The organism is Curtobacterium sp. MCSS17_011, assembly GCF_003224275.1.
Lineage (GTDB): Bacteria > Actinomycetota > Actinomycetes > Actinomycetales > Microbacteriaceae > Curtobacterium.
In genome coordinates, this window is sequence record NZ_QKLE01000013.1 from 47,941 (window position 1) to 69,129 (window position 21,189).

A 21,189-nucleotide genomic window follows, 5' to 3' on the forward strand; every position below is an offset into this window, starting at 1 on the left:
CGGGTTACCGCCGCAGCTCGAACGTCGTCGTCCCGATCGTGATCGGCGTGCCCTCTGCCACGAGGACGGGAGCGCTCACCTTCTGACCGTTGACGAAGGTGCCGTTCGTGGACTCGAGGTCGGTGAGGAGCCAGCCGTCAGCGCGCAGGTCGAGGCGGGCGTGGTTGGTCGAGGTGTAGTCGTCACGGATCACGACGTTCGACTCGCTCGAACGCCCGATCGTGATCGGGCCGCCGCCGAGGGGCATCTCCATGCCCTCGCGCGCGCCCTCGGTGATGACGAGGCGGGCCGCGACCGGCGAGGCGGACTGCTGCGAGCCTCCGGGCCGTTCGATGAGGTCGGTGAACGCGCCGCTCGAGACGGGGCCGGGGGCCGCTGCCGCAGGGACGGCGGGGGTGCTCGGCCCCGACGGGGCCGACTTCGGATCGGTCGGGATCGTCCGGACGCGCTGACCGAAGAGGTCGCTGCGCAGCGCGAACACGATCACGAAGACGAACAGCCAGAGCACCGCGAGGAACGCGAAGCGCAGGACGAGCAGGGTCAGCCCTGTGGTCATCGAGCACCTCCTTCGTTCTCCGGGATCACCCGGAACACCATACGGGTACGACCGATCTCGATGGTGGAGTCCGGCTCGACGATCGCCTGCTGGAAGTGCTGACCGTTCAACTTCGAGCCGTTCGTGGAGCCGAGATCGGTGGCCTGGGCGTGCTTGCCGTCCCACAGCACCTCGACGTGCTTCCGGCTCGTCCCGGTGTCCGCGATGGTGATGTCGGCGTCGCTGCCGCGCCCGACCACCGTGCGCCCGCGGTGCAGTCGGTGTCGCTGCGAGCCGATGTCGAGCACCGGGATCCAGGCGACGTCGCGCTGCACGGTGGTGGAGTCGACCTGCAGGATGCCCGTCGAGAGCGTGCCGTCCTGCTGGAGCCGGATGGTGACCGGGCCGGAGAACGAGTAGTTCTGCGCGACGGCGTGTTGGTGCACCATCTGGGTCAGTTCGTCGATGAGCGGGCGACCGACGTCGTTCATGCGCGTGAAGTCCGGCGGCGCCAGGCGCACGGTGAACTCGTTCGGCACGAGGATGCGTTCACGGGAGACCACTGCGGCCTTCGTGTCGAGCTCGCGCCGCAGGGCGCTCGAGATCTCGACGGGCTGCACCCCGGAGCGGAAGGTCTTCGCGAACGCGCCGTTGACGGCGCGTTCCAACCCTCGCTCGAAGTTGTCCAGCAGGCCCATGCGTCTCCCGTGTCGTCGGTCGTCAACCACTGCATGGTAGTGGTTGGCGTTGACACCCGTCTGTGCGTGGTAGTGTTTCGGGGCTGGCGCGAGTGGCGGAATTGGTAGACGCGCACGGTTCAGGTCCGTGTGCTGGAAACGGCGTGGGGGTTCAAGTCCCCCCTCGCGCACCAGGCGAGAACAGGAAAGGCCCCGGAGGAATCCGGGGCCTTTCCTGTTTCTCCGGAGTCTTTTCTCGGAGTCGTCCGCGGTTCCCGGCTGTCAGGCCCGGTCGGCGTCCGTCGTGTGGTCGGCATCCGGCCTGGAGGCACGGCTCGGCCCCGACACGCCGGTTCCGTCGAACCCGTGGTCGGCTCTCCGGGCCTGCTGCGAGGCGAAGAACGGGCGCGCGCCGGGCAGGAAGAGCAGGACGGCGGCGACGACCGACAGTGCGATCGTCAGGACCGCGAGTTCGCCGCCGGTGAGGCTCAGGAGCGCGCGGAAGGCCGCGACGACGACGAGCACGATGCGCGCGACGCGGGACCCCGCGGCCATCCGGAACACCGCCCACGTCACCAGCGCCCAGAGCACCAGGGCGACGATCCCGGCGAGGACCGGCTCCTGGCCGACCGCCGCGTCCGTCGCGAAGAACTGGAGCACGGTGGCGGCGACGCAGGCTGCCACCCACACCAACCACAGCACGAAGGACACGGTGACCACCTGCGGTCGGTCCGGTCGTCGGAGGATGAACGTCCTGGTCATGCTGCACCGTCCTCTGCCGCTCCCTGGTGCGGCACGTCGAGCGTACCGAGCGGACGGAGTCCTGCCGAGGTGCCCCGCTACGGTGACCGGGTGACCGACGAACGCACGACCGTCCCCCGTCCCGGTGTCGACGTCCCCGACGACCGTGGTCGCACGGGCCTCGATGCCGTGGGCCGTGCTCTCGACCGCAACCCCGACGTCGTCGTGCGGGACGTCGAGGTGGTGTCGAACGGTTGGCACGTGCTCCGCCGCACGACCCTCGACGTCCGGCGCCGCGACGGTCGGTGGGACCGGCAGCAGCGCGAGACCTACGACCGCGGCAACGGCGCGACGGTGCTGCCGTACGACGCCGAGCGCGGCACCGTTCTGCTCACGCGGCAGTTCCGGTGGCCGGCGTACGTCAACGGGCACCCGGACGGCATGCTGATCGAGGCCGCGGCGGGACTGCTCGACGAGGACGACCCCGAGACCGCCGTCCGGCGCGAAGCCGCCGAGGAGCTCGGCATCCGGCTCGGTGTGCTCGAGCACCTGGGTGACGTGTTCATGAGCCCCGGTTCGGTCACCGAGCGGGTCCACTTCTACGTCGGCGCCTACACCCCGGCTGACCGGGTCGAGGCCGGAGGCGGCGTGGAGGACGAGGGTGAGGACATCGAGGTGCTCGAGGTGCAGCTCGACGAGGCGCTCGCGATGGTGGCGGACGGTCGGATCGCCGACGGCAAGACGATCATGCTGCTGCAGTGGGTGGCGCTGCGGCGGATGTCACCCCGACAGGGCTGACCCGTCCAGGCCCACCGCACGCGCGATCGTCGTGCGGACCAGCCCCTCGCGGGTCGAGCGGTCGAGGTAGTCGACCAGGGCGTACCCGTTGGTGGCGTCGACGAGTGCGAAGAGCAGGCGTCCGACGCCGTCCGGGTCGTCGGTGCGCAGCACGCCCGCGCGCACGCCGTCGACGACGACCGTGGTCGCGAGGAGCTGCCAGTCGTCCATGACGTCCCGTGCGGCGGTCGCCAGTGCCGCGTTCGTGCGGCCGATGCTCCACGCGTCGGCCCACAGGGTGGCGACGTCGTCGCGCGCAGGGTCGGCGATGCAGCCGAGCAGGGTGCGGAGGCCGGAGACGGGGTCGGGCGCAGCGGCGACGATCGCGCGGACCTCGGCGACCTCGGCGTCCGCGACGGTGCGGAACGTCTCGCCGACCAGGTCCTCCATGCTCGGGCGGTAGTGGGCGACGAGCGAGGGCGCGACCCCGATCACGGCGGCGACCCCGCGGAGCGTCACCGCCGCGAGACCCTCGGCACGCGCCAGGTCGACGGCGGCCGCCGTGATCTGGGATCCGCGTTCGGCCGGACTCAGGCGCCGGCGGGCCGGTGTCGACGCCATCGCCCCACCGTAGCCGCGCGTCACGCGCCCTCGACCACGAACGCTGCCCAGAGGTCGGCCCGGGTCGAGAAGACGGAGAGGTCACGGTCGAGGAGCCTTCCGGCGTGCTCCACCCGGGCGCGGGCGGTGTGCCGGTGGATGCCGAGGACCCGTGCGGCGCGGTCGTACTCGCAGTTCTCCTGCAGCCAGGTCCGGACGGTGCCCGTGAGCTCGGTGCCGGCCGTGCGGTCGTGGTCGAGCAGCGGGGCGAGGAACGCGCGGGCGACGGCACCGGCGTCCACGTCGACGTGGGCGAGGTGGGCGAGGACGCCCTCTCGCGCGAGGTCGCCGAACTCGGTGGTGCCCGGGCGTCCTTCACGGCGTCGGTCGAGTGCCTGCACTGCCTCGGTGCGGGCGCGTCCGAACGACCGGTACGCAGTGCCGTCGGACAGGCCGGCGCGCAGGTCGAAGCGGTCGACGAGTTCAGCGACGATCCCGGTGTCGTCCGCGTTCACGCAGAGGAACAGGGCGTCGTCGACCGCGAAGAACAGGTGCCCCGGCCGGTCCTGCACCCACAGTTCGAGCAGGTCGACCACGGTGTCGAGGTCGTGGTCGGGGACGTCGACAGCGGCGATCCGGACGGGTTCGGCGGGCAGTGGCCCCCACACCTCGCGTGACGTGGCCTGCACCACCTCGGGTTCGCCGACGGACAGCATCGTGAGGAGTCCGGTGCGCAGGAGCCCCCGGGCGCGGGCGAGCTCGCGGTTCTGCTGCAGGGCGAGGCCGGCCAGGGCGATGACGGCCGTGACGACCTCGCGACCGGCGCGGTCGAGTGCACCGCCCTTCGCGATCGCGAGCACGCCGCTCAGGTGCCCGCCGCTGCCGAGCGTCTGCAGGGTGTACCCGACGCCCCGCTGCGTGGCGACCGGCAGGCTCGCCCGCTGCCCGGAGCGCAGCAGCCGCAGCGCCTCGGTCCGCAGGAGGTCGAGGTCGGCAGCGGGCAGACCGTCGGCGGGGTGTCCGCGGTCGAGCCGCCCGGAGACGTCGAACAGGCCGACCCACCCGTCGAGCTGCCGGGACAGCTCGGCGATGGTCGCGCCGAGTCCGTCCGGTCGCATCGCGGCGAGCGAGATGGCCCGCTGCGCGGCGAGGGCCCAGGCACCGCGTGCGTTGGCGTCCCGCGCGACCGCTTCGGCGTTGGCCTGCGCGACCGCGATGAAGGAGGTCTCGTAGGGCACCTCGAACAGCGGCAGTCCGTGTCGGGTGCAGGCGGCGACCAGGGCGTCGGGGGTGCCGGCGCGCACGACCTCGGTCCCGAAGCCGAGCGCCACGACACCACCGTCCACGAGCCGCCGGACGTAGGCCTCGGCGACCTCGTCGAGCACCTCGGCCTCGGCCCCGAACTGCGTGCCGGTCGTGAGCAGTCCCTGTCCCTCGGCGAGGAACGGGGTCGGGTCCTCGAGGTCCGAGCTGTGCAGCCAGGACAGCGGGGCGTCGAGGGCGTGCTCGCCCGCGTCGGTGAGCGGGCGCAGGTGGAGTTCACCACGGTGCAGCAGGGAGCGCAGCGTTGCGGGCATGCGGTCACCTTATCCACCGGGTCGGTCGACCACCGGCGCGATGTACACCGTGGACAGCGGGGATGGCCGACGGTGGCTCCTACCATCGCCGCATGTCCTCCACCGCAGCGCCCTCGACCAGTGCGACCACGGGCGGCCCGTCGCTGCCCCAGGAGCGGCGACTCGTCACCGCCGTCCCCGGCCCACGGTCGCAGGAGCTGCTCGCCCGGAAGGTCGGTGCCGTCGCTGCCGGGGTCGGAGTCGCCGTGCCCATCGCGGTCGTCGCGGCCGGTGGCGGCGTCGTGGTGGACGCCGACGGCAACTCGTTCGTCGACCTCGGTTCCGGGATCGCCGTGACGTCGGTCGGCAACGCCCACCCCGGGGTCGTGGCCGCGGTCACCGAGCAGGTCGCGGCCTTCACGCACACGTGCTTCACCATCGCCGCCTACGACGGGTACGTCGCCGTCGCCGAGGCGCTCAACCGCCTGACCCCCGGCGACCACGAGAAGCGGACGGCCCTGTTCAACTCCGGGGCCGAGGCTGTCGAGAACGCCGTCAAGATCGCCCGGAAGCACACCGGTCGACAGGCCGTCGTCGTGTTCGACCACGCCTACCACGGCCGTACGAACCTGACGATGGCGCTGACCGCGAAGAACCAGCCCTACAAGAACGGTTTCGGTCCGTTCGCCCCCGAGGTGTACCGGGTCCCGATGTCGTACCCGTTCCACGACGGTCTGTCGGGGCCCGAGGCGGCGAAGCGTGCGATCAGCCAGATCGAGAAGCAGGTCGGGGCCGAGAACACCGCCGCGGTCCTGATCGAACCGATCCAGGGCGAGGGTGGCTTCGTCGTCCCGGCGGCAGGCTTCCTCGGCGCCCTGTCCGAGTGGACCACCGCCAACGGCGTCGTGTTCATCGCCGACGAGGTGCAGACCGGCTTCGCCCGCACGGGCGCGATGTTCGCCAGCGAACACGAGGGGATCGTGCCCGACGTCGTCACCACGGCGAAGGGCATGGCCGGCGGGCTGCCGCTGTCCGGCGTGACCGGGCGAGCCGAGATCATGGACTCCGCCCACGTCGGCGGCCTCGGCGGGACGTACGGCGGCAACCCGATCGCCTGCGCCGCAGCCCTCGCCGCGATCGACGCCTTCGAGCACGACGGACTGGTCGAGCGGGCCCGTGGGATCGGGGACGTGCTGCTCGGACGGCTCCGATCCGCGCAGACGACCGACACGCGCATCGGCGACGTCCGCGGCCGAGGTGCGATGGTCGCGATGGAACTGGTGGACCCGGCCACGGGGGACCCGGATCCCGGGCTCACCGGCAGGGTGGTCCGGTACGCCTTCGAACAGGGCGTGATCGCGCTGACCGCCGGCACCTACGGCAACGTCGTCCGGTTCCTCCCCCCGCTGTCGATCGACGACGCGCTGCTCCACGACGGTCTCACCGTCGTCCTCGACGGGCTGGCCGCGTCGTGAGCGCGACGGTCCCCGCGACGGCTTGGCCCACCGTCCCCGACGCCACCGGACCAGCCGCCGAACAGGCGGTGCTCGACCGCGTCCCCACGGGCCTCCTGGTCGATGGCGTCTGGCAGCCGGCGGCCGACGGCAGGACCTTCGCCGTCGTCGACCCGGCCACCGGCGAGACGCTCCTGACCATCGCGGACGCCACCCCCGCCGACGGCCTCCGTGCCCTCGACGCGGCGGATGCCGCACGGCACGGCTGGGCGACCACGGCCCCGCGGCAGCGCGCCGAGGTGCTGCGCCGCGCGTTCGACCTGCTGCAGCAGCGCCGCGAGGAGTTCGCGCTCCTGATGACGCTGGAGATGGGCAAGCCCCTGGCCGAGGCCCGCGGCGAGGTCGCCTACGGCGGCGAGTTCCTGCGCTGGTTCTCCGAGGAGGCCGTGCGGATCGGCGGTTCGTACGGCACCAATCCCGAGGGGACCGGCCGCGCCACCGTTTCGCACAAGCCCGTCGGCCCCGCGTTCCTGATCACCCCGTGGAACTTCCCGCTGGCGATGGCGACCCGCAAGATCGCGCCGGCGCTCGCCGCCGGCTGCACCGTCGTCGTGAAGCCCGCCGAATTGACGCCGCTCACCACCCTGTTGTTCGCCGACCTGCTGGTCGAGGCCGGCCTGCCCGCCGGTGTCGTCAACGTGATCCCGACCACGAGCGCAGCCGACGTCTCCACGCCCGTCATCGCCGACCGCCGCCTGCGGAAGCTGTCGTTCACCGGTTCCACGCCGGTCGGACGCACCCTGCTCGGCCAGGCGGCGCAGAACGTGCTCCGGACGAGCATGGAGCTCGGCGGCAACGCCCCGTTCCTGGTGTTCGCCGATGCCGATCTCGACCTGGCCGTCGAGGGGGCGCTCGCCGCGAAGTTCCGGAACACCGGGCAGGCCTGCACCGCCGCGAACCGGTTCCTGGTGCACGCGGACGTCGTGGACGAGTTCACCCGGCGGATCACCGAGCGCGTCGAGGCCATGCGGGTCGGTCGGGGCACCGAGGACGGCGTCGCGATCGGACCGCTCATCGACGCCCGTGCCGTCGACAAGGCCCATCGACTGGTGACCGACGCGGTCGAGCGCGGGGCGACGCTCCGCACCGGCGGGCACGCCGTCGACGGACCCGGCACCTTCTACGAGCCCACCGTCCTGACCGACGTGCAGCCCGGCAGCGCGATCCTCGACGACGAGATCTTCGGACCGGTGCTCGCGATCCGCGCCTTCCGCACCGAGGACGAGGCCGTGGCCGCCGCGAACGACACCGAGTACGGTCTGGTCGGCTACGCGTTCACCGAGGACCCGGCCCGTGGGCAGCGCCTGATGGAGCGGCTCGAGACCGGCATGCTCGGGCTGAACACCGGGATCGTGTCGAACACCTCGGCACCGTTCGGCGGCGTGAAGCAGTCCGGCCTCGGTCGCGAGGGCGGCGGCGAGGGCATCGCCGAGTACCTCGAGACCATGTACACGCTGACCCCGGACCCGTTCCGGCACACCGACAGCACCACGACCGCACAAGGAGCAGCTCGATGATCGAGAAGGACGTCGTCGTGATCGGAGCCGGTGTCGCCGGTCTCACCGCCGCGAACCGCCTGCGGGCCGCCGGCCTGCGGGTCGCCGTGCTCGAGGCCCGCGACCGCGTGGGGGGCCGCACCTGGACGAACGACATCGACGGGGTCACCCTCGAGATCGGCGGGCAGTGGGTCTCGCCGGACCAGACCGCGCTGCTCGAGACCCTCGACGAGCTCGGGCTGCAGACGTACGACCGGTACCGCGAGGGCTCGAGCGTCTACATCGACGCCGACGGCACCCGGACCGAGTACACCGGCGACATCTTCCCCCTGCCCGAGGCCACTGCGAACGAGATCGAACGGCTCGTCGCCGTCGTCGACGAGTACGTCGCGAAGGTCGACCCGGCGCGCGCCTGGGAGACCCCGGACGCTGCCGCCCTCGACGAGGTCTCGTTCCGCGCCTGGTTGCACGGACTCAGCACCGACCTGGTCGCGACCGACAACGTCGAGCTGTTCATCGCCGGCGCGATGCTCACGAAGCCCGCGCACGCGTTCTCGGCACTGCAGGCCCTGCTGATGGCGGCGTCCGCCGGCAGCTTCACGAACCTGGTCGACGCCGACTTCATCCTGGACAAGCGGGTCGTCGGCGGCATGCAGCAGGTGTCGGAGCGGCTCGCCGAGCGCCTCGGCGACGACGTGCACCTGAACGCCCCGGTCCGGACGCTGCGATGGGGTGACGACGGTGTCGTCGCCCTCGCCGAGGGCGGCATCGAGGTCCGTGCCCGGCAGGCCCTGGTCGCCGTACCGCCACCCCTGTACTCGCGGATCTCGTACGAGCCGCCGCTGCCCCGTCGGCAGCACCAGCTGCACCAGCACCTGTCGATGGGCTTCGTCATCAAGGTGCACGCCGTGTACGACCGTCCCTTCTGGCGGGACGCCGGCCTGTCCGGCACGGCCTTCAGCCCGTACGAGGTCGTGCACGAGGCGTACGACAACACCTCGCACGGTTCCGAGCAAGGGACCCTGGTCGGGTTCGTCTCCGACCAGCACGCCGACGACCTGTTCGCGCTGTCGACCGAGGAACGCCGGGCCCGGGTGCTCGCCTCGCTGGCGCACTACTACGGCGACGAGGCCCTGCGACCGGTCGTCTACTACGAGAGCGACTGGGGCACCGAGGAGTGGACGCGCGGTGCCTACGCGGCGAGCTTCGACCTGGGCGGGCTCGTCCGCTACGGCGCAGACCAGCGTGCCGCGGTCGGTCCGATCCGGTTCGCTTCGAGCGACCTGGCCGGGCAGGGGTACCAGCACGTCGACGGCGCCGTGCGCATCGGTCGCGAGGTCGCCGAGGAGATCCTGGCGGTCGTTCCGCAGGCAGCTTCGACGCCGTGACCGTCTCGACAGGTCACGGATGCGTGCCGCGTCCAGCCGCTGAGGGGTCCAGGCGCTGACGTGTCCAGGCGCTGACGCGTACCGTCCGGGCCATGAGTGACGCAGCGAACGGGTCGAGCGACCCCACGAAGGACCAGGAGCAGTACACCGAGGACCTGCCGGACGGTTCGCCCACGGGCGACGCCACGAAGGACCCGCAGCAGGACAGCGACACGGACTCCGGCGGCGAGCCCGCCGACCCACAGCAGTAGCGGCGCCGCGGCGGCGTGAGACGCCGGCGTGTTCGCTCGACGCCTCCACGCCATCGAGACGCCGCCGGATCCGGCGGCGTCTCGCGCGTTCCGCGGCGTCGAAGCGTGACGACGGCGTCTTCCGGCGGCGAGGTGGGAGCGGCGACCGACGGACGGACGGGAGGCGCGGTGCCAGCTGGCACCGCGCCTCCCGTCCGTCGTGGGCCCGGCGGCAACACACCGGCGTCTTGGTCAGGCGCCGTCACGTCATCGAGACGCCGTCTGATTCGGCGGCGTCTCGCGAAGACGCCGGCGTCTTCGCGTCGGTCAGCCGATGCGGATCAGCTTCTTGTTGACGAACTCGTCGGCCCCCAGGGGGCCGAGCTCGCGGCCGAAGCCGCTGCCCTTGACGCCACCGAACGGCAGTTCGGGGCTGTCCGCGCCGACGATGTTCACGTAGACCATGCCGGCCTCGATCCGATCGGCGACCCGGAGTGCCTGGTCCGCGTCGGTGGTGAACAGGTACGAACCGAGGCCGTACGGGGTGTCGTTCGCCAGGGCGATCGCCTCGTCCTCGTCGGCGACGCGGTACACGGTGGCGACGGGGCCGAAGAACTCCTCGCGGTAGGCGTCGTTGTCCGGCGTGACGTCGGTCAGGATCGTCGGCGGGAAGGCGTTGCCCCGCCGGTCGCCGCCCGTGACGACGGTCGCACCCTGCTCGACGGCGGACGCGAGTTGCTCCTGCAGCCGGTCGGCCGCGGCCGGGGACGACAACGGACCGAGTTCGGCACCGGGCACGCTCGGGTCCGTCGGTTCGACCGCCGACATCGCCGCGGTGAACCGCGCCAGGAAGTCGTCGTACAGGCCGTCGACCACCAGGAACCGCTTCGGGGCGTTGCAGACCTGACCGTTGCCCTCGAGCCGGGTGGTGACGGCGGACTCGACCACGGCGTCCAGGTCGTCGGTGGACAGCACGATGAAGGGGTCGGAGCCACCGAGCTCGAGCACCACCTTCGTCAGGTTCCGGCCGGCGATCTCGGCGACCGCGGCACCGGCGCGCGCCGAACCGGTGAGCGAGACGCCCTGCACGCGCGCGTCGGCGATGACGTCGGCGACCTGGTCGTTCGTCGCGAACACGTTCGTGTAGGCACCGTCCGGGAAGCCGGCATCGTGGAAGATCCGCTCGATGGCCAGGGCGGACTCCGGGCACTGCGGTGCGTGCTTGAGCAGCACGGTGTTGCCGATGACCAGGTTCGGGCCGGCGAACCGGGCGATCTGGTAGGCGGGGAAGTTCCACGGCATGATGCCGAGCACGACGCCGATGGAGGCCTTGCGGATGAACGCGGACCCCTCGGACCCGTCCGCCAGGGTGATCGGCTGGTCGGCCAGGAACGCCTCGGCGTGGTCCGCGTAGTAGTCGTAGATGTCGGCGCAGAAGTCGACCTCGCCCTCGGCCTGGTCGATCGGCTTCGCCATCTCGCGCACGATCGTGGCGGCGAGCTCGGCGTGCCGCTCCCGGTACAGGTCCGCGACCCGGTGGAGCAGTGCCGCGCGGTCGGCGACCGTCGTCGTCCGCGACCACTCGGTGTGCGTGCGGTCGGCGGCTGCGACGGCGTCGTGCAGCTCGGCGTCCGTGATGGTCGGGTAGGTCTCGAGGGTCGTGCCCGTGGAGGGGTCGGTGACGGCGTACATGGCGTCCTCTCGTGGTGGCGGTCAGGCCTGGTCGGTCAGCTGCTTGTTCACACCGGTGACGGGCTGGTTCTCGTCGAAGCCCTTCGGTGCGACCCGGAAGCCCTTCGTGATGACGAGCAGGTAGACGAACCCGATCGCCGCCCACACTCCTCCTGCGATCAGTGCGTCGGCATGGAGCTGCGACCAGAGCACCCCGGTCAGGAGCATCGCGACCCCCGGCAGCACGATGTAGCGCCAGCGGTCGCCCGCCGTGTGACGGCGCCCGTTCCGGATCGCGAAGTGCACGATCACGGTGGCGTTGACGAAGGTGAACGCGATGAGTGCGCCGAAGTTGATGTAGGCCGCGATCGTGTCGAGCGAGAAGCTCATCGCGAGCAGGGTGACCGCACCGACGAAGACGACGTTGAACACCGGGGTGTGCGTGCGGGGGTGCACGTAGCCGAAGACCCGCTTCGGCAGCACGTTGTTCCGGCCCATCACCATGAGCATGCGGGCGACGCTGGCGTGCGAGGCGAGACCCGAGGCGAGCGCGGCGACGAAGCCGGCCGACACGAGGACCGCCTGGAAGACCGGGCCGCCGACGAGCAGGCCGATCTGGGGGAGCGGGTCGTCGGTGAACTCGCCGAAGGGTGCGTTGGTGGGGAAGCGGAGCTGGGCGAAGTAGGCGGAGACCAGGAAGATCGCGCCGCCGAGGAGGACGGTCAGCATGATCGCCTTCGGCATGATGCGGATCGACTTCGCCTCTTCCGTGTACATCGTCACGGCGTCGAAGCCGATGAACGAGAAGCACACCACCGTCGCCCCGGTGAGCAGCGCCGACATCGTCACGCCGTCGTGCACGAAGGGTTCGGCGCTGACGATCGTGCCCGCACCGGCGCCCTGGGAGAGCTCGATGACGGTGAAGACCACGAACGCGATCATCGCCAGGACCGCACCGACGAGCAGCACCATGTTGAGGTTCGACGTGCCGCGCATAGACAGGCAGATCACCGTCGTCACGAAGACCGAGTAGACGACGACGGTCACCCACGGCGGCAGCCCCGGGAACACCTGCTCCAGGTAGAGCCGGATGATCAGGGCGTTCACCATCGGCAGCAGCAGGTAGTCGAGCAGCGACGTCCAGCCGACCATGAAGCCGAGGTTCGGGTGCATCGACTCCCGGACGTACGTGTACGCCGAACCGGCGGCGGGGTAGACGCGCACCATCTTCCCGTAGCTGATCGCGGTGAGCGCCATGATGACCAGGGCGATGAGGTACGCACTCGGCACCGCACCGTCGGTCTGGTCCGAGACGATGCCGAAGGTGTCGAACACGACCGTCGGGGTCATGTAGCCGAGACCGAGTCCGACGATCGCCCAGAGCCCGAGGCTCCGCTTCAGCGACCCGCCGCGCACCGGTGCTGCCGGCGCGGTGACCGCGATCGGTGATGCCATGTGACTTCCCTGCTCTTCGGGGCCGGGCAGCGTCGCCCGATCAGTTCGGAGCACCATACCGACGGGTCGGCAGCGGGCGGACCGGCCGCGGTGTACAGGTCATCGGCACCCGCTGTACACCGCGGCAGTGGTTCGGGCCGCCGGTTGCTGCTGCGTGATGCAGTGCAGCCCACCACCCCGCGCGAACACCTGTCGCGCGTCGACCGAGCGGACCCGTCGGCCCGGGTACGCCTCGGCGAGGATGCCCCTGGCGCGGTCGTCAGCGACCGGATCGCCGAACGCGCAGGCGATCACGGCGTCGTTCACCACGACGTGGTTCACGTAGTTCCAGTCCACCGGTCCACCGTCGTCGGACAGCGTCGACGGGGCCGGCAGCTCGATGATCGTCGCGTCGGTCACCCGCTCGAGCGCTCGCCGGATCTGGGGCATGACCAGGTGGTCCGGGTGGCCGGCGTCCGGCTGGGCGTGCAGCAGGACCGTTCCCGGGTCGGCGAACGTCGCCACCATGTCGACGTGGCCCCGGGTGCCGAAGCCGTCGTAGTCGCGCGTCAGACCGCGGGGCAGCCAGATCACCCGTGTGGCGCCGATCGTGCGCGTCAGCTCGAGCTCGACTCGCTCGCGGTCGGCGTACGGGTTCCGTCGTGGGTCGAGCTGCACCGTCTCCGTCACGAGCACCGTGCCGGTGCCGTCGACGTGGATCGCCCCGCCCTCGTTCACGAGCAACGAGGGGATCCGCTGTGCACCGGCGGCGACCGCGACCATGGCGGCGACCGCGGCGTCACGGGTCCACGTCGACCAGGAGTTCGCGCCCCAGCCGTTGAAGACCCAGTCCACGGCGCCGAGCTCGCCGGTCACGTCGTCGACGACGAACGTCGGGCCGGTGTCGCGCATCCAGAAGTCGTCGAGCGGCGCCTCGAGCACGTCCACGCCGGACGACAGCAGGCGACGGGCATCGGACCGTGCGACCGGGTCCACGACGACGGTCACCGGCTGGTGCTCACTGATCGTGTTGGCCGTGGTCGCCCACGCCAGGCGCGCGGCCTCGGCGCTCGCCGCGTCGTCACCGAGCGTCAGGCCGGGGCGCGGGAACGCCATCCAGGTGCGTTCCTGCGGAGCCGTCTCGGGAGGCATCACCCACGTCATGCGCGCACCTCGCGCCCGGTGGTGGCCGGTTCCACGGCCAGGGCCGCGTCGATCGCGTCACGTGCGCCGTACGCGTGGCGTTCCTCGTCGACGGGTTCGACGAGTCGCGCGTACAGGTCGGGGCGCCGGGTCAGGTAGAAGGGGAACAGCCGGAGCCACTCCGTCCGGGCGTCGAGGTCGAGGTCGGCGACGAGCACCACGCTCGCGTCACGGGGAGCCTCGACGAGCACGCGGCCGAACGGGTCCGAGATGAACGACGAGCCGTAGAACGTGATGTCGCCCTCGTCGCCCCACCGGTTCGGCACGACCATGAACTGCCCGGCGGTGATGCCGTTCGCCACGATCACCCGCTGCCAGATCGACGCGGTGTCGAAGTCGGGGAACGTCGGTTCGGAGCCGATCGCCGTCGGGTACACGAGCACCTCGGACCCGGCGAGCCCGTAGGCGCGGGCGACCTCGGGGAACCACTCGTCCCAGCACGTCGGCAGCCCGAGGCGCGCGCCGAGGCCGGCCGGTTCGTACACCGGGAAGGCATCGTCGGCCGTCCCCGGGCGGAAGTACGTGTCCTCGTGGTAGCCGGCGCTGATCGGGATGTGGGTCTTCCGGGTCCGGCCGACCAGGGTGCCGTCGGGGACGACGAGGACGGCGGTGTTGTAGCCGCGCAGGTCGTCGGGCTGGTCGTCGTCGTCCGGCCGCTCGTACAGCGAAGCGTGCACGAACACCCCGTGCTCGATTGCCTGGGCACGCGCGAAGGTGACGGTCGGACCGTCCTGCAGCGACTCGGCGAGGTCCTTCGGGGTCCCGCTCGCCGGGGTGTCGCCCGGGTAGCGGCGCAGCGTCAGTTCGGGCAGGAACACCGCGGTGGCACCGTTCGCTGCGGCGGTCGCGATGCCGTCGGCGAGCTGGGCCAGGTGCTCGTCCGGGTCGGGGAGCCACCGCATCTGCACGAGGGCGACGCGGAGGGACCGTCGGGGTGCGCCGGTGTCGGCGTGCAGCGGCGACGGGAGCGAGGGGGCGATGACGAGGTCCATGTCGCCATTGTTGATCAGGCGATCAACTATCGCAAGATCTCTGCGGTTCGCCATCCGCCCGCGGGTCCTCCTTGATGAGCCGCCGTGACGGACTGCCGGCGGCCGCGAGCGGGGGGGCCAGATCGAGACCGGCACGCACCGGGATGGCGCTCAGGGCGTGGACAGCGGGTCGGCGAGGGAGAGCGGCTCGACCTCGGTGCCGAGCAACCGCCCGGCCGACCGCAGCCCGGACAGCAGCGCGCCGTGCACCGTCGCCGGGTCGTCGCTCCAGGTGGCCTCGCCTGCGAGCTGCACCCGGCCGGACGGGGTGCCGAGCAGGTCGTGGTCGTCGGGTGACGCCCCGACGTGCAGGTACGAGTACGACCCCCGCGAGAACGGGTCCTCGGCCCACCGGGTGATCCGGCACGCCTCGGGCTGGGGGACGGACGGGCCGAACATGCGCCGCAGCGCCGTCACGCCCTCGTCGACGACCATCGCATCGGGCAGGGTCTCGAGCCGACGGGCTCCGGCTCCGCCGACCAGGGCGGCGAGGACCGGCGCACCGGTCACCCGTGACAGGTCGTACCAGGAGTGCCAGTCCAGCCCGGCCGGCCCCTGCTGCCGGACGACCCACGAGTCACCCCAGAACCGTGACGGGAACCGCAGGAAGACCTTGTCGTACGCGCCCATCCCGAGTCGGTCGAGCGCTCCGGTCACGGGTGCGGACAGGGGCGGGTCGAAGACCACGTCGCCGGCCTGCAGTACCCCGAGTGGCACTGTGACGACGACCTGGCGGGCGACCACGGTGGTGCCGTCGGCGAGCCCCACGGTCACCGAGTCGTCCGTCTGCGTCACCGACCGCACGACCGATGACAGCCGGACGTCGAGGCCCGCGGCCAGTGCCCGTGCGTACTGGGCGTAGCCGCCGGGGAACACCACCTCGTCACCGGGGACGTGCTCCTCGTCGAGCCCGTGCGCATCGAGGACGGTCACGGGAGCACCGCAGAGGTCCTCGGAGCGGTGGGCCGCGAACTCACGGACCCGTGCGGCCCGGTCGCCCTGCCACCGCAGCGAGCGGAGCACGGTGTCGACCGCGGCGGCGTAGGTCGAGGGCGGTGGGGCCGCGGCGACGACGTCCTGCAGTGCGGCGTCCACCGTGTGCAGGTCGGCGACGAACGCCGACGCGTCCGCCGGGGACAACCGGACGCCGGACGGGTCGTGCCAGGCGATCGGTCGGCCGTCGAACTGGAAGCTGCCGACCGTGAACTCGACGGTGTCGATGCCGAACGACGACGCCAGGGCCCAGAGCGGGTTGCCGTCGACGCCGTGGATCCACGAGGCGCCGAGGTCGACCGGCACTCCGAGCGACGAGTCGGTCCAGGTGCGTCCGCCGATCCGGTCGCGGGCCTCGAGCACGACGACCCGCTGCCCGCCGAGTGCGAGCGCCCGGGCGGCGGCGAGCCCGGCGACCCCCGCCCCGACGACCACGACGTCGGCGTCGTGACCGGGAGCACCAGGACCGGCGGCAGCCATCAGTGCCCTCCGGTCAGTGGTGCCATCAGCCGAGCGGCCACACTCGGCCGCCCGGTCAGCGCTTCTTCGCGGTCGGCCAGGTCGGTCGCGACGAGTCCCGCGTTCGCCCCGAGGAACCGCAGCGGCTCGGGCTCCCAGTCGGGCGATCGGTGGTTCACCCACGGCAGTGCGGTCAGTGCCGTCGACTCCCCGCGCACGAGGTCGGCGAGGGTCCGTCCGGCCAGGTTCGTCGTCGACAGGCCGTCACCGACGTACCCGCCGGCGCTGCCGACGTGGCCGTCCCAGGTCACCGAGGCGCACCAGTCACGCGGGACCCCGAGCGGTCCGCCCCACGCGTGGGTGACCGGGGCGTCCGCGACGACGGGGAACAGGTCGACCAGGGCCCTCCGCAGGTGCTCGAACACCCGCGGCACCCGGTCGTACCCCGGCGTGATCGCGGAACCCCAGTGGTAGCGGGCTCCGCGGCCACCGAACGCCAGCCGGTCGTCGGCCGTGCGCTGCCCGTACACGAGCAGGTGCCGGTAGTCGGAGAACGTCTGCCCGTGCTCCAGGCCGATGCGTTCCCACGCGGACGCCGGCAGCGGGGCCGTCGCGATCATCAGCGAGTACAGCGGCAGGATCCGCCGCTTCGTCTGCTCCAGTTGGGCGCCGTACCCCTCGACCGCGATCACCACGGCGCCGGCGCTCACGGTGCCGCGCGAGGTGACCACACGCCCGCGATCCCAGGACGAGACGGGCGTGTGCTCCGCGATCCGGACGCCACGGGCCTCCAGGGCGGCCGCGAGGCCACGCACCAACGCGGCGGGCTGCACGCGCGCGCAGTCCGGGGTCCACGCGACACCCGCCGATCCGGCGGCGTCGCCCGCTCGCGCGGGCCGCCACGTCATGTCGTCGCCCCAGGCGGCGGACGACGCGACCTCGTCGTGGGCGGCGCGTTCCTGCACGGCGGACCGTGCGTAGAGGACGGTCCCGCCCTTCACGTAGTCGCAGTCGACCCCGGCTTCGGCCGCGGCGCGGCCGACCTCGTCGACGGTGTCGCGCATGGCGGCCCGCAGCGCGAGCGCGGCGTCGCGCCCGTGCTCCTCGGCGATCGCGGAGGCGGACCGTGGGAACAGTGCCGAGCACCAGCCGCCGTTCCGACCGGACGCGCCGAAACCGGCGATCTCGCGTTCCAGGACGACGATCCGGAGGCCCGGGTCGGCCCGGTGCAGGTACCACGCGGTCCAGAGACCCGTCAGTCCACCGCCCACGATCACGACGTCGGCCGTCGTGTCGCCGTCGAGCGGCGGCCGGGGCGTCAGGTCGTCGCGTCCGGTGGACGCGAGCTGGTCGAGCCAGAACGAGACGCCCCGGTAGCCGCCCACGGTCAGATCTTCGTCCAGGCCTCGGACAGGACGCTCCGCAGGATCGACGTCATCTCGCGGAACTCCGGCTGCCCGATCGTCAGCGGCGGTGCGAGCTGCACGACGGGGTCACCGCGGTCGTCGGCCCGGCAGTACAGCCCCGCGTCGAACAGCGCCTTCGACAGGAACCCGCGCAGCAGCCGCTCGGACTCGTCGTCGTCGAAGGTCGTCTTGGTGGCCTTGTCCTTGACGAGCTCGATGCCGTAGAAGTAGCCGTCACCGCGGACGTCCCCGACGATCGGCAGGTCGAGCAGGGTGTCGAGCTCGGCGCGGAAGAGCGGGGCGTTCTGCTGCACGTTGGCGAGCAGCCCCTCTTCTTCGAAGATGTCGAGGTTCTCCATCGCGACGGCGGCCGACACCGGGTGCCCGCCGAACGTGTAGCCGTGGTAGAAGGTCGTGTCCCCCTTGGAGAACGGCTCGAACAGCCGGTCGCTGATGATCGTCGCGCCGATCGGGGAGTACCCGGAGGTCATCGCCTTGGCGCACGTGATCATGTCCGGCACGAAGCCGTAGGTGTCGCAGGCGAACATCGTGCCGATCCGGCCGAAGGCGCAGATGACCTCGTCCGAGACGAGCAGGACGTCGTACTCGTCGCAGATCTCGCGCACCCGCTGGAAGTACCCGGGCGGCGGGGTGAAGCAGCCGCCGGAGTTCTGCACCGGCTCGAGGAACACCGCGGCGACGGTGTCGGGGCCCTCGAACTCGATCATCTCGCGGATCCGCTCCGCCGCCCAGAAGCCGAACTGCTCCTCGGTGCCACCCGGGAAGCCCATCTCCTCGGCGCGGTACGAGTTCGTGTTCGGCACCCGGAAGCCACCGGGGGTGAGGGGCTCGAACATCTCCTTCATCGCCGGGATGCCGGTGATCGCCAGGGCGCCCTGCGGGGTGCCGTGGTAGGCGACCGCGCGGGAGATCACCTTGTGCTTCATCGGCTTGCCCTGGAGCTTCCAGTAGTACTTCGCGAGCTTGAAGGCGGTCTCCACCGCCTCGCCACCGCCGGTGGAGTAGAAGACCTTGTTGAGGTCACCGGGGGCGTGCTCGGCCAGCCGGTCGGCGAGCTCGATCGCGGCGGGGTGCGCGTACGACCAGATCGGGAAGAAGCTCAGTGTCTCCGCCTGCTTCGCGGCCATCTCGGCCAGGCGCTTCCGCCCGTGCCCGGCGGCGACGACGAACAGGCCGGACAGCCCGTCGATGTACTCCTTGCCGTGGCTGTCGTAGACGTGGTGGCCCTCGCCGCGCACCATGATCGGCACGTCGGCACCGGCCTGGTTCGCGCCGTGCCGGGCGAAGTGCATCCACAGGTGGTCCCGGGACTTCCGCTGCAGGTCGGCGTCGTCGACCGGTGCGAACGGGTCGTAGGAGCCGAGGCGGGTGGGCTGTTCGATGGTCATCGCGTTCCCCAGTCGTAGAGCTGTTTGCGGAGTTGCAGGTAGACGAAGGTCTCGGTGCCGGCGACGCCCGGGATGGCCCGGATGGTGCCGTTGAGCAGTTCGATCAGGTCGTCGTCGTCCTCGCACACGACCTCGACCATCAGGTCGAAGCTGCCGGCGGTCATCACGAGGTAGTCGACCGCCGGCAGCTGTTCCAGGGCGTCGGCGACGGTTCGGGTGTCGCCGCTGACCCGGATGCCGATCATCGCCTGCCGGTGGAAGCCGAGCTGCAGGGGGTCGGTGACCGCGACGATCTGCATGACGCCGGTCTCGGTCAGCTTCTGCACCCGCTGCCGGACCGCCGCTTCACTGAGACCGACGGCCTTGCCGATCTCGCCGTACGGGCGGCGCCCGTCCGCTTGGAGTTGTTCGATGATCCGCTTCGAGGTGTCGTCGATCGGTCCCGGACGTCGTGGTGCTGCCGCCATGCCGGACAGCATGGCAGCGAGGTCCCGGCTGCGCAAGGGATTCCGTTGTGAACACCGTGTTTCGCGACGATTTCCGTTGTTACGGTTCTCCACAACCTCCGGATCCTTCTTCCGCGCCGCCGGAATCCGTGTCAGTATCACCGCCATGCTGGACGCACAGAGCACGGCGACGGAGGACACCGACACCCGGGTCCTGCGGAACTTCGTCGGGGGCGCATGGGTCGAGTCGACCGCCGACACCACGTTCGACCTGGTCGACCCGACCGACGAACACGTCTACGGCACGTCCCCGGTGTCCACCCCCGCCGACGTCGACGCCGCCTTCGGTGCGGCGGCGACCGCGTTCGAGACCTGGCGCCGCACCACCCCCGGCGAACGGCAGCTCGCCCTGTTCCGGATCGCCGACGCGATGGAGCAGCGGGCGTCGGAGTTCGCCGACCTCGAGTCGCTGGACACCGGGAAGCCCCGGGCCACCCTGGTCGAGGACGAGATCCTGCTGTCCGTCGACCAGATCCGTTTCTTCGCCGGGGCCGCCCGGAACCTCGAGGGCCGGAGCGCGGGCGAGTACCTGGCCGACCACACGTCGTTCGTCCGGCGTGAACCCATCGGTGTCGTCGCCCAGGTCACCCCGTGGAACTACCCGCTCAACATGGCGGTGTGGAAGTTCGCGCCGGCGCTCGCCGCGGGGAACACCACGGTGCTCAAGCCGAGCGACACGACACCCCTGTCGACCCTGCTGCTCGCCGAGGTCGCCGCCGAGTTCCTGCCGCCGGGGGTCCTGAACGTCGTCGTAGGGGACCGCACCACCGGCGCCGCGATGATCGACCACCCCACCCCGCAGCTCGTGTCCATCACCGGGTCCGTGCGCGCCGGCACGGAGGTTGCCCGCGCCGCTGCCGGTGACCTGAAGCGGACCCACCTGGAGCTCGGTGGCAAGGCACCCGTGATCGTGTTCGACGACGCCGACATCCCCTCGGCGGTGGCCGGGATCGTCGCCGCCGGGTTCTGCAACGCCGGACAGGACTGCACCGCCGCCACCCGGCTGCTCGTGCAACAGGGCATCCACGACGAGTTCGTCGCGGCGCTCACCGAAGAAGCACGGCACAACGCAAAAACCGGATCCGACGGTTACTTCGGGCCCGTCAACAACGCGAACCAGCTCGCGCACGTGCGGTCGTTCCTGGACACGCTGCCCGACCACGCGACGATCGAGCTCGGCGGCGCACGACAGGGCGACCGCGGGTACTTCCACGAGGCCACGATCGTCGCCGGCCTGCGGCAGGACGACCGTGCCGTGCAGCAGGAGATCTTCGGTCCGGTGCAGACCGTGCAGCGGTTCTCGACGGAACAGCAGGCGTTGACGTGGGCGAACGGCGTCGAGTACGGCCTGGCGAGTTCGGTGTGGACGACCGACCACGCGCGGGCGATGCGCTTCGCCCGCGACCTGGACTCCGGCTGCGTGTGGATCAACACGCACATCCCGATCGTCGCCGAGATGCCGCACGGTGGGTTCAAGCACAGCGGGTACGGCAAGGACCTGTCCCAGTACGGCTTCGACGACTACACCCGCATCAAGCACGTCATGTCCTACATCGGCTGAGG

General features: G+C 71.4%; 19 protein-coding genes and 1 tRNA gene. 7 read left to right on the plus strand and 13 right to left on the minus strand.

The features are described from left to right. Nucleotides 1-4 precede the first annotated feature (4 nt). The gene (locus DEJ17_RS10545) at nt 5-556 is read right to left on the minus strand and encodes an FHA domain-containing protein (RefSeq protein WP_110893675.1); all 552 of its coding nucleotides are present in this window, start codon (nt 554-556) and stop codon (nt 5-7) included. Continuing rightward, nucleotides 553-1,233, minus strand: coding sequence for a DUF3662 and FHA domain-containing protein (locus tag DEJ17_RS10550; RefSeq protein WP_110893677.1), 681 nt, complete (start codon nt 1,231-1,233; stop codon nt 553-555). The genes DEJ17_RS10545 and DEJ17_RS10550 overlap by 4 nt, the downstream gene beginning before the upstream one ends. Nucleotides 1,234-1,319: 86 nt before the next feature. Here DEJ17_RS10550 and DEJ17_RS10555 point away from each other — a divergent pair. Next, nucleotides 1,320-1,406, plus strand: a tRNA-Leu gene (locus DEJ17_RS10555). An 88-nt stretch (nt 1,407-1,494) separates the two neighbouring features. Here the strand turns inward: DEJ17_RS10555 and DEJ17_RS10560 are convergent. Beyond that, nucleotides 1,495-1,974: a hypothetical protein gene (locus DEJ17_RS10560; protein WP_110893678.1), complete on the minus strand. Its 480-nt coding sequence runs from the start codon at nt 1,972-1,974 to the stop codon at nt 1,495-1,497. Between the two features lie 90 nt (nt 1,975-2,064). Here DEJ17_RS10560 and DEJ17_RS10565 point away from each other — a divergent pair, with 90 nt between their 5' ends. Further along, on the plus strand, nt 2,065-2,751 hold the full coding sequence (locus DEJ17_RS10565) for an NUDIX domain-containing protein (RefSeq protein WP_110893724.1): 687 nt from the start codon (nt 2,065-2,067) through the stop codon (nt 2,749-2,751). On the opposite strand, the gene DEJ17_RS10570 is transcribed toward DEJ17_RS10565, so the two are convergent. Both DEJ17_RS10570 and DEJ17_RS10575 read right to left on the minus strand, forming a co-directional pair. Beyond that, nucleotides 2,734-3,351 (minus strand): TetR/AcrR family transcriptional regulator, encoded by a 618-nt coding sequence (locus tag DEJ17_RS10570; protein ID WP_146239691.1) that lies wholly within the window; start codon nt 3,349-3,351, stop codon nt 2,734-2,736. The two genes, DEJ17_RS10565 and DEJ17_RS10570, sit on opposite strands and share 18 nt — an antisense overlap. A 20-nt stretch (nt 3,352-3,371) precedes the next feature. Then, nucleotides 3,372-4,907 (minus strand): PucR family transcriptional regulator, encoded by a 1,536-nt coding sequence (locus DEJ17_RS10575; protein ID WP_110893682.1) that lies wholly within the window; start codon nt 4,905-4,907, stop codon nt 3,372-3,374. Nucleotides 4,908-4,999: 92 nt separating this feature from the next. Here DEJ17_RS10575 and gabT point away from each other — a divergent pair, with 92 nt between their 5' ends. The 4 genes from gabT to DEJ17_RS17790 all read left to right on the plus strand — a co-directional run bounded on the left by gabT (nt 5,000) and on the right by DEJ17_RS17790 (nt 9,535). Next, nucleotides 5,000-6,361 (plus strand): 4-aminobutyrate--2-oxoglutarate transaminase, encoded by a 1,362-nt coding sequence (gene gabT / locus DEJ17_RS10580; protein WP_110893726.1) that lies wholly within the window; start codon nt 5,000-5,002, stop codon nt 6,359-6,361. 68 nt (nt 6,362-6,429) lie between these two features. Beyond that, nucleotides 6,430-7,917 carry an NAD-dependent succinate-semialdehyde dehydrogenase gene (locus DEJ17_RS10585; RefSeq protein WP_110893728.1) on the plus strand — a complete coding sequence of 496 codons (1,488 nt, stop codon included), beginning with the start codon at nt 6,430-6,432 and terminating at the stop codon, nt 7,915-7,917. Next, entirely contained in the window at nt 7,914-9,284 is a 1,371-nt protein-coding gene (locus tag DEJ17_RS10590; RefSeq protein ID WP_110893684.1) for an NAD(P)/FAD-dependent oxidoreductase, read from the plus strand. The genes DEJ17_RS10585 and DEJ17_RS10590 overlap by 4 nt, the downstream gene beginning before the upstream one ends. A 92-nt stretch (nt 9,285-9,376) precedes the next feature. Further along, nucleotides 9,377-9,535, plus strand: a complete 159-nt coding sequence (locus DEJ17_RS17790) for a hypothetical protein (protein WP_181421135.1) — start codon at nt 9,377-9,379, stop codon at nt 9,533-9,535. Nucleotides 9,536-9,841: 306 nt separating this feature from the next. On the opposite strand, the gene DEJ17_RS10595 is transcribed toward DEJ17_RS17790, so the two are convergent. The 8 genes from DEJ17_RS10595 to DEJ17_RS10630 form a co-directional block, all read right to left on the minus strand. Beyond that, the gene (locus DEJ17_RS10595; protein ID WP_110893686.1) at nt 9,842-11,206 is read right to left on the minus strand and encodes an NAD-dependent succinate-semialdehyde dehydrogenase; all 1,365 of its coding nucleotides are present in this window, start codon (nt 11,204-11,206) and stop codon (nt 9,842-9,844) included. 21 nt (nt 11,207-11,227) lie between these two features. Next, the gene (locus tag DEJ17_RS10600; RefSeq protein WP_110893688.1) at nt 11,228-12,640 is read right to left on the minus strand and encodes an APC family permease; all 1,413 of its coding nucleotides are present in this window, start codon (nt 12,638-12,640) and stop codon (nt 11,228-11,230) included. Between the two features lie 99 nt (nt 12,641-12,739). Further along, nucleotides 12,740-13,783, minus strand: a complete 1,044-nt coding sequence (locus DEJ17_RS10605; protein ID WP_110893690.1) for an agmatine/peptidylarginine deiminase — start codon at nt 13,781-13,783, stop codon at nt 12,740-12,742. Then, nucleotides 13,780-14,814, minus strand: a complete 1,035-nt coding sequence (locus DEJ17_RS10610; RefSeq protein ID WP_110893692.1) for a nitrilase-related carbon-nitrogen hydrolase — start codon at nt 14,812-14,814, stop codon at nt 13,780-13,782. The genes DEJ17_RS10605 and DEJ17_RS10610 overlap by 4 nt, the downstream gene beginning before the upstream one ends. A gap of 150 nt (nt 14,815-14,964) precedes the next feature. Then, the gene (locus DEJ17_RS10615) at nt 14,965-16,326 is read right to left on the minus strand and encodes an NAD(P)/FAD-dependent oxidoreductase (protein WP_110893694.1); all 1,362 of its coding nucleotides are present in this window, start codon (nt 16,324-16,326) and stop codon (nt 14,965-14,967) included. Next, nucleotides 16,326-17,690 carry an FAD-binding oxidoreductase gene (locus DEJ17_RS10620; protein ID WP_110893696.1) on the minus strand — a complete coding sequence of 455 codons (1,365 nt, stop codon included), beginning with the start codon at nt 17,688-17,690 and terminating at the stop codon, nt 16,326-16,328. The genes DEJ17_RS10615 and DEJ17_RS10620 overlap by 1 nt, the downstream gene beginning before the upstream one ends. 2 nt (nt 17,691-17,692) lie before the next feature. Continuing rightward, nucleotides 17,693-19,120, minus strand: a complete 1,428-nt coding sequence (locus DEJ17_RS10625) for an aspartate aminotransferase family protein (protein ID WP_110893698.1) — start codon at nt 19,118-19,120, stop codon at nt 17,693-17,695. Next, the gene (locus tag DEJ17_RS10630; RefSeq protein WP_375342569.1) at nt 19,117-19,599 is read right to left on the minus strand and encodes an Lrp/AsnC family transcriptional regulator; all 483 of its coding nucleotides are present in this window, start codon (nt 19,597-19,599) and stop codon (nt 19,117-19,119) included. Before DEJ17_RS10630 ends, DEJ17_RS10625 begins: the two co-directional genes overlap by 4 nt. 133 nt (nt 19,600-19,732) lie before the next feature. On the opposite strand from DEJ17_RS10630, the gene DEJ17_RS10635 reads away from it, so the two are divergent. Then, nucleotides 19,733-21,187, plus strand: a complete 1,455-nt coding sequence (locus DEJ17_RS10635) for an aminobutyraldehyde dehydrogenase (RefSeq protein WP_110893700.1) — start codon at nt 19,733-19,735, stop codon at nt 21,185-21,187. Nucleotides 21,188-21,189: the final 2 nt, after the last annotated feature.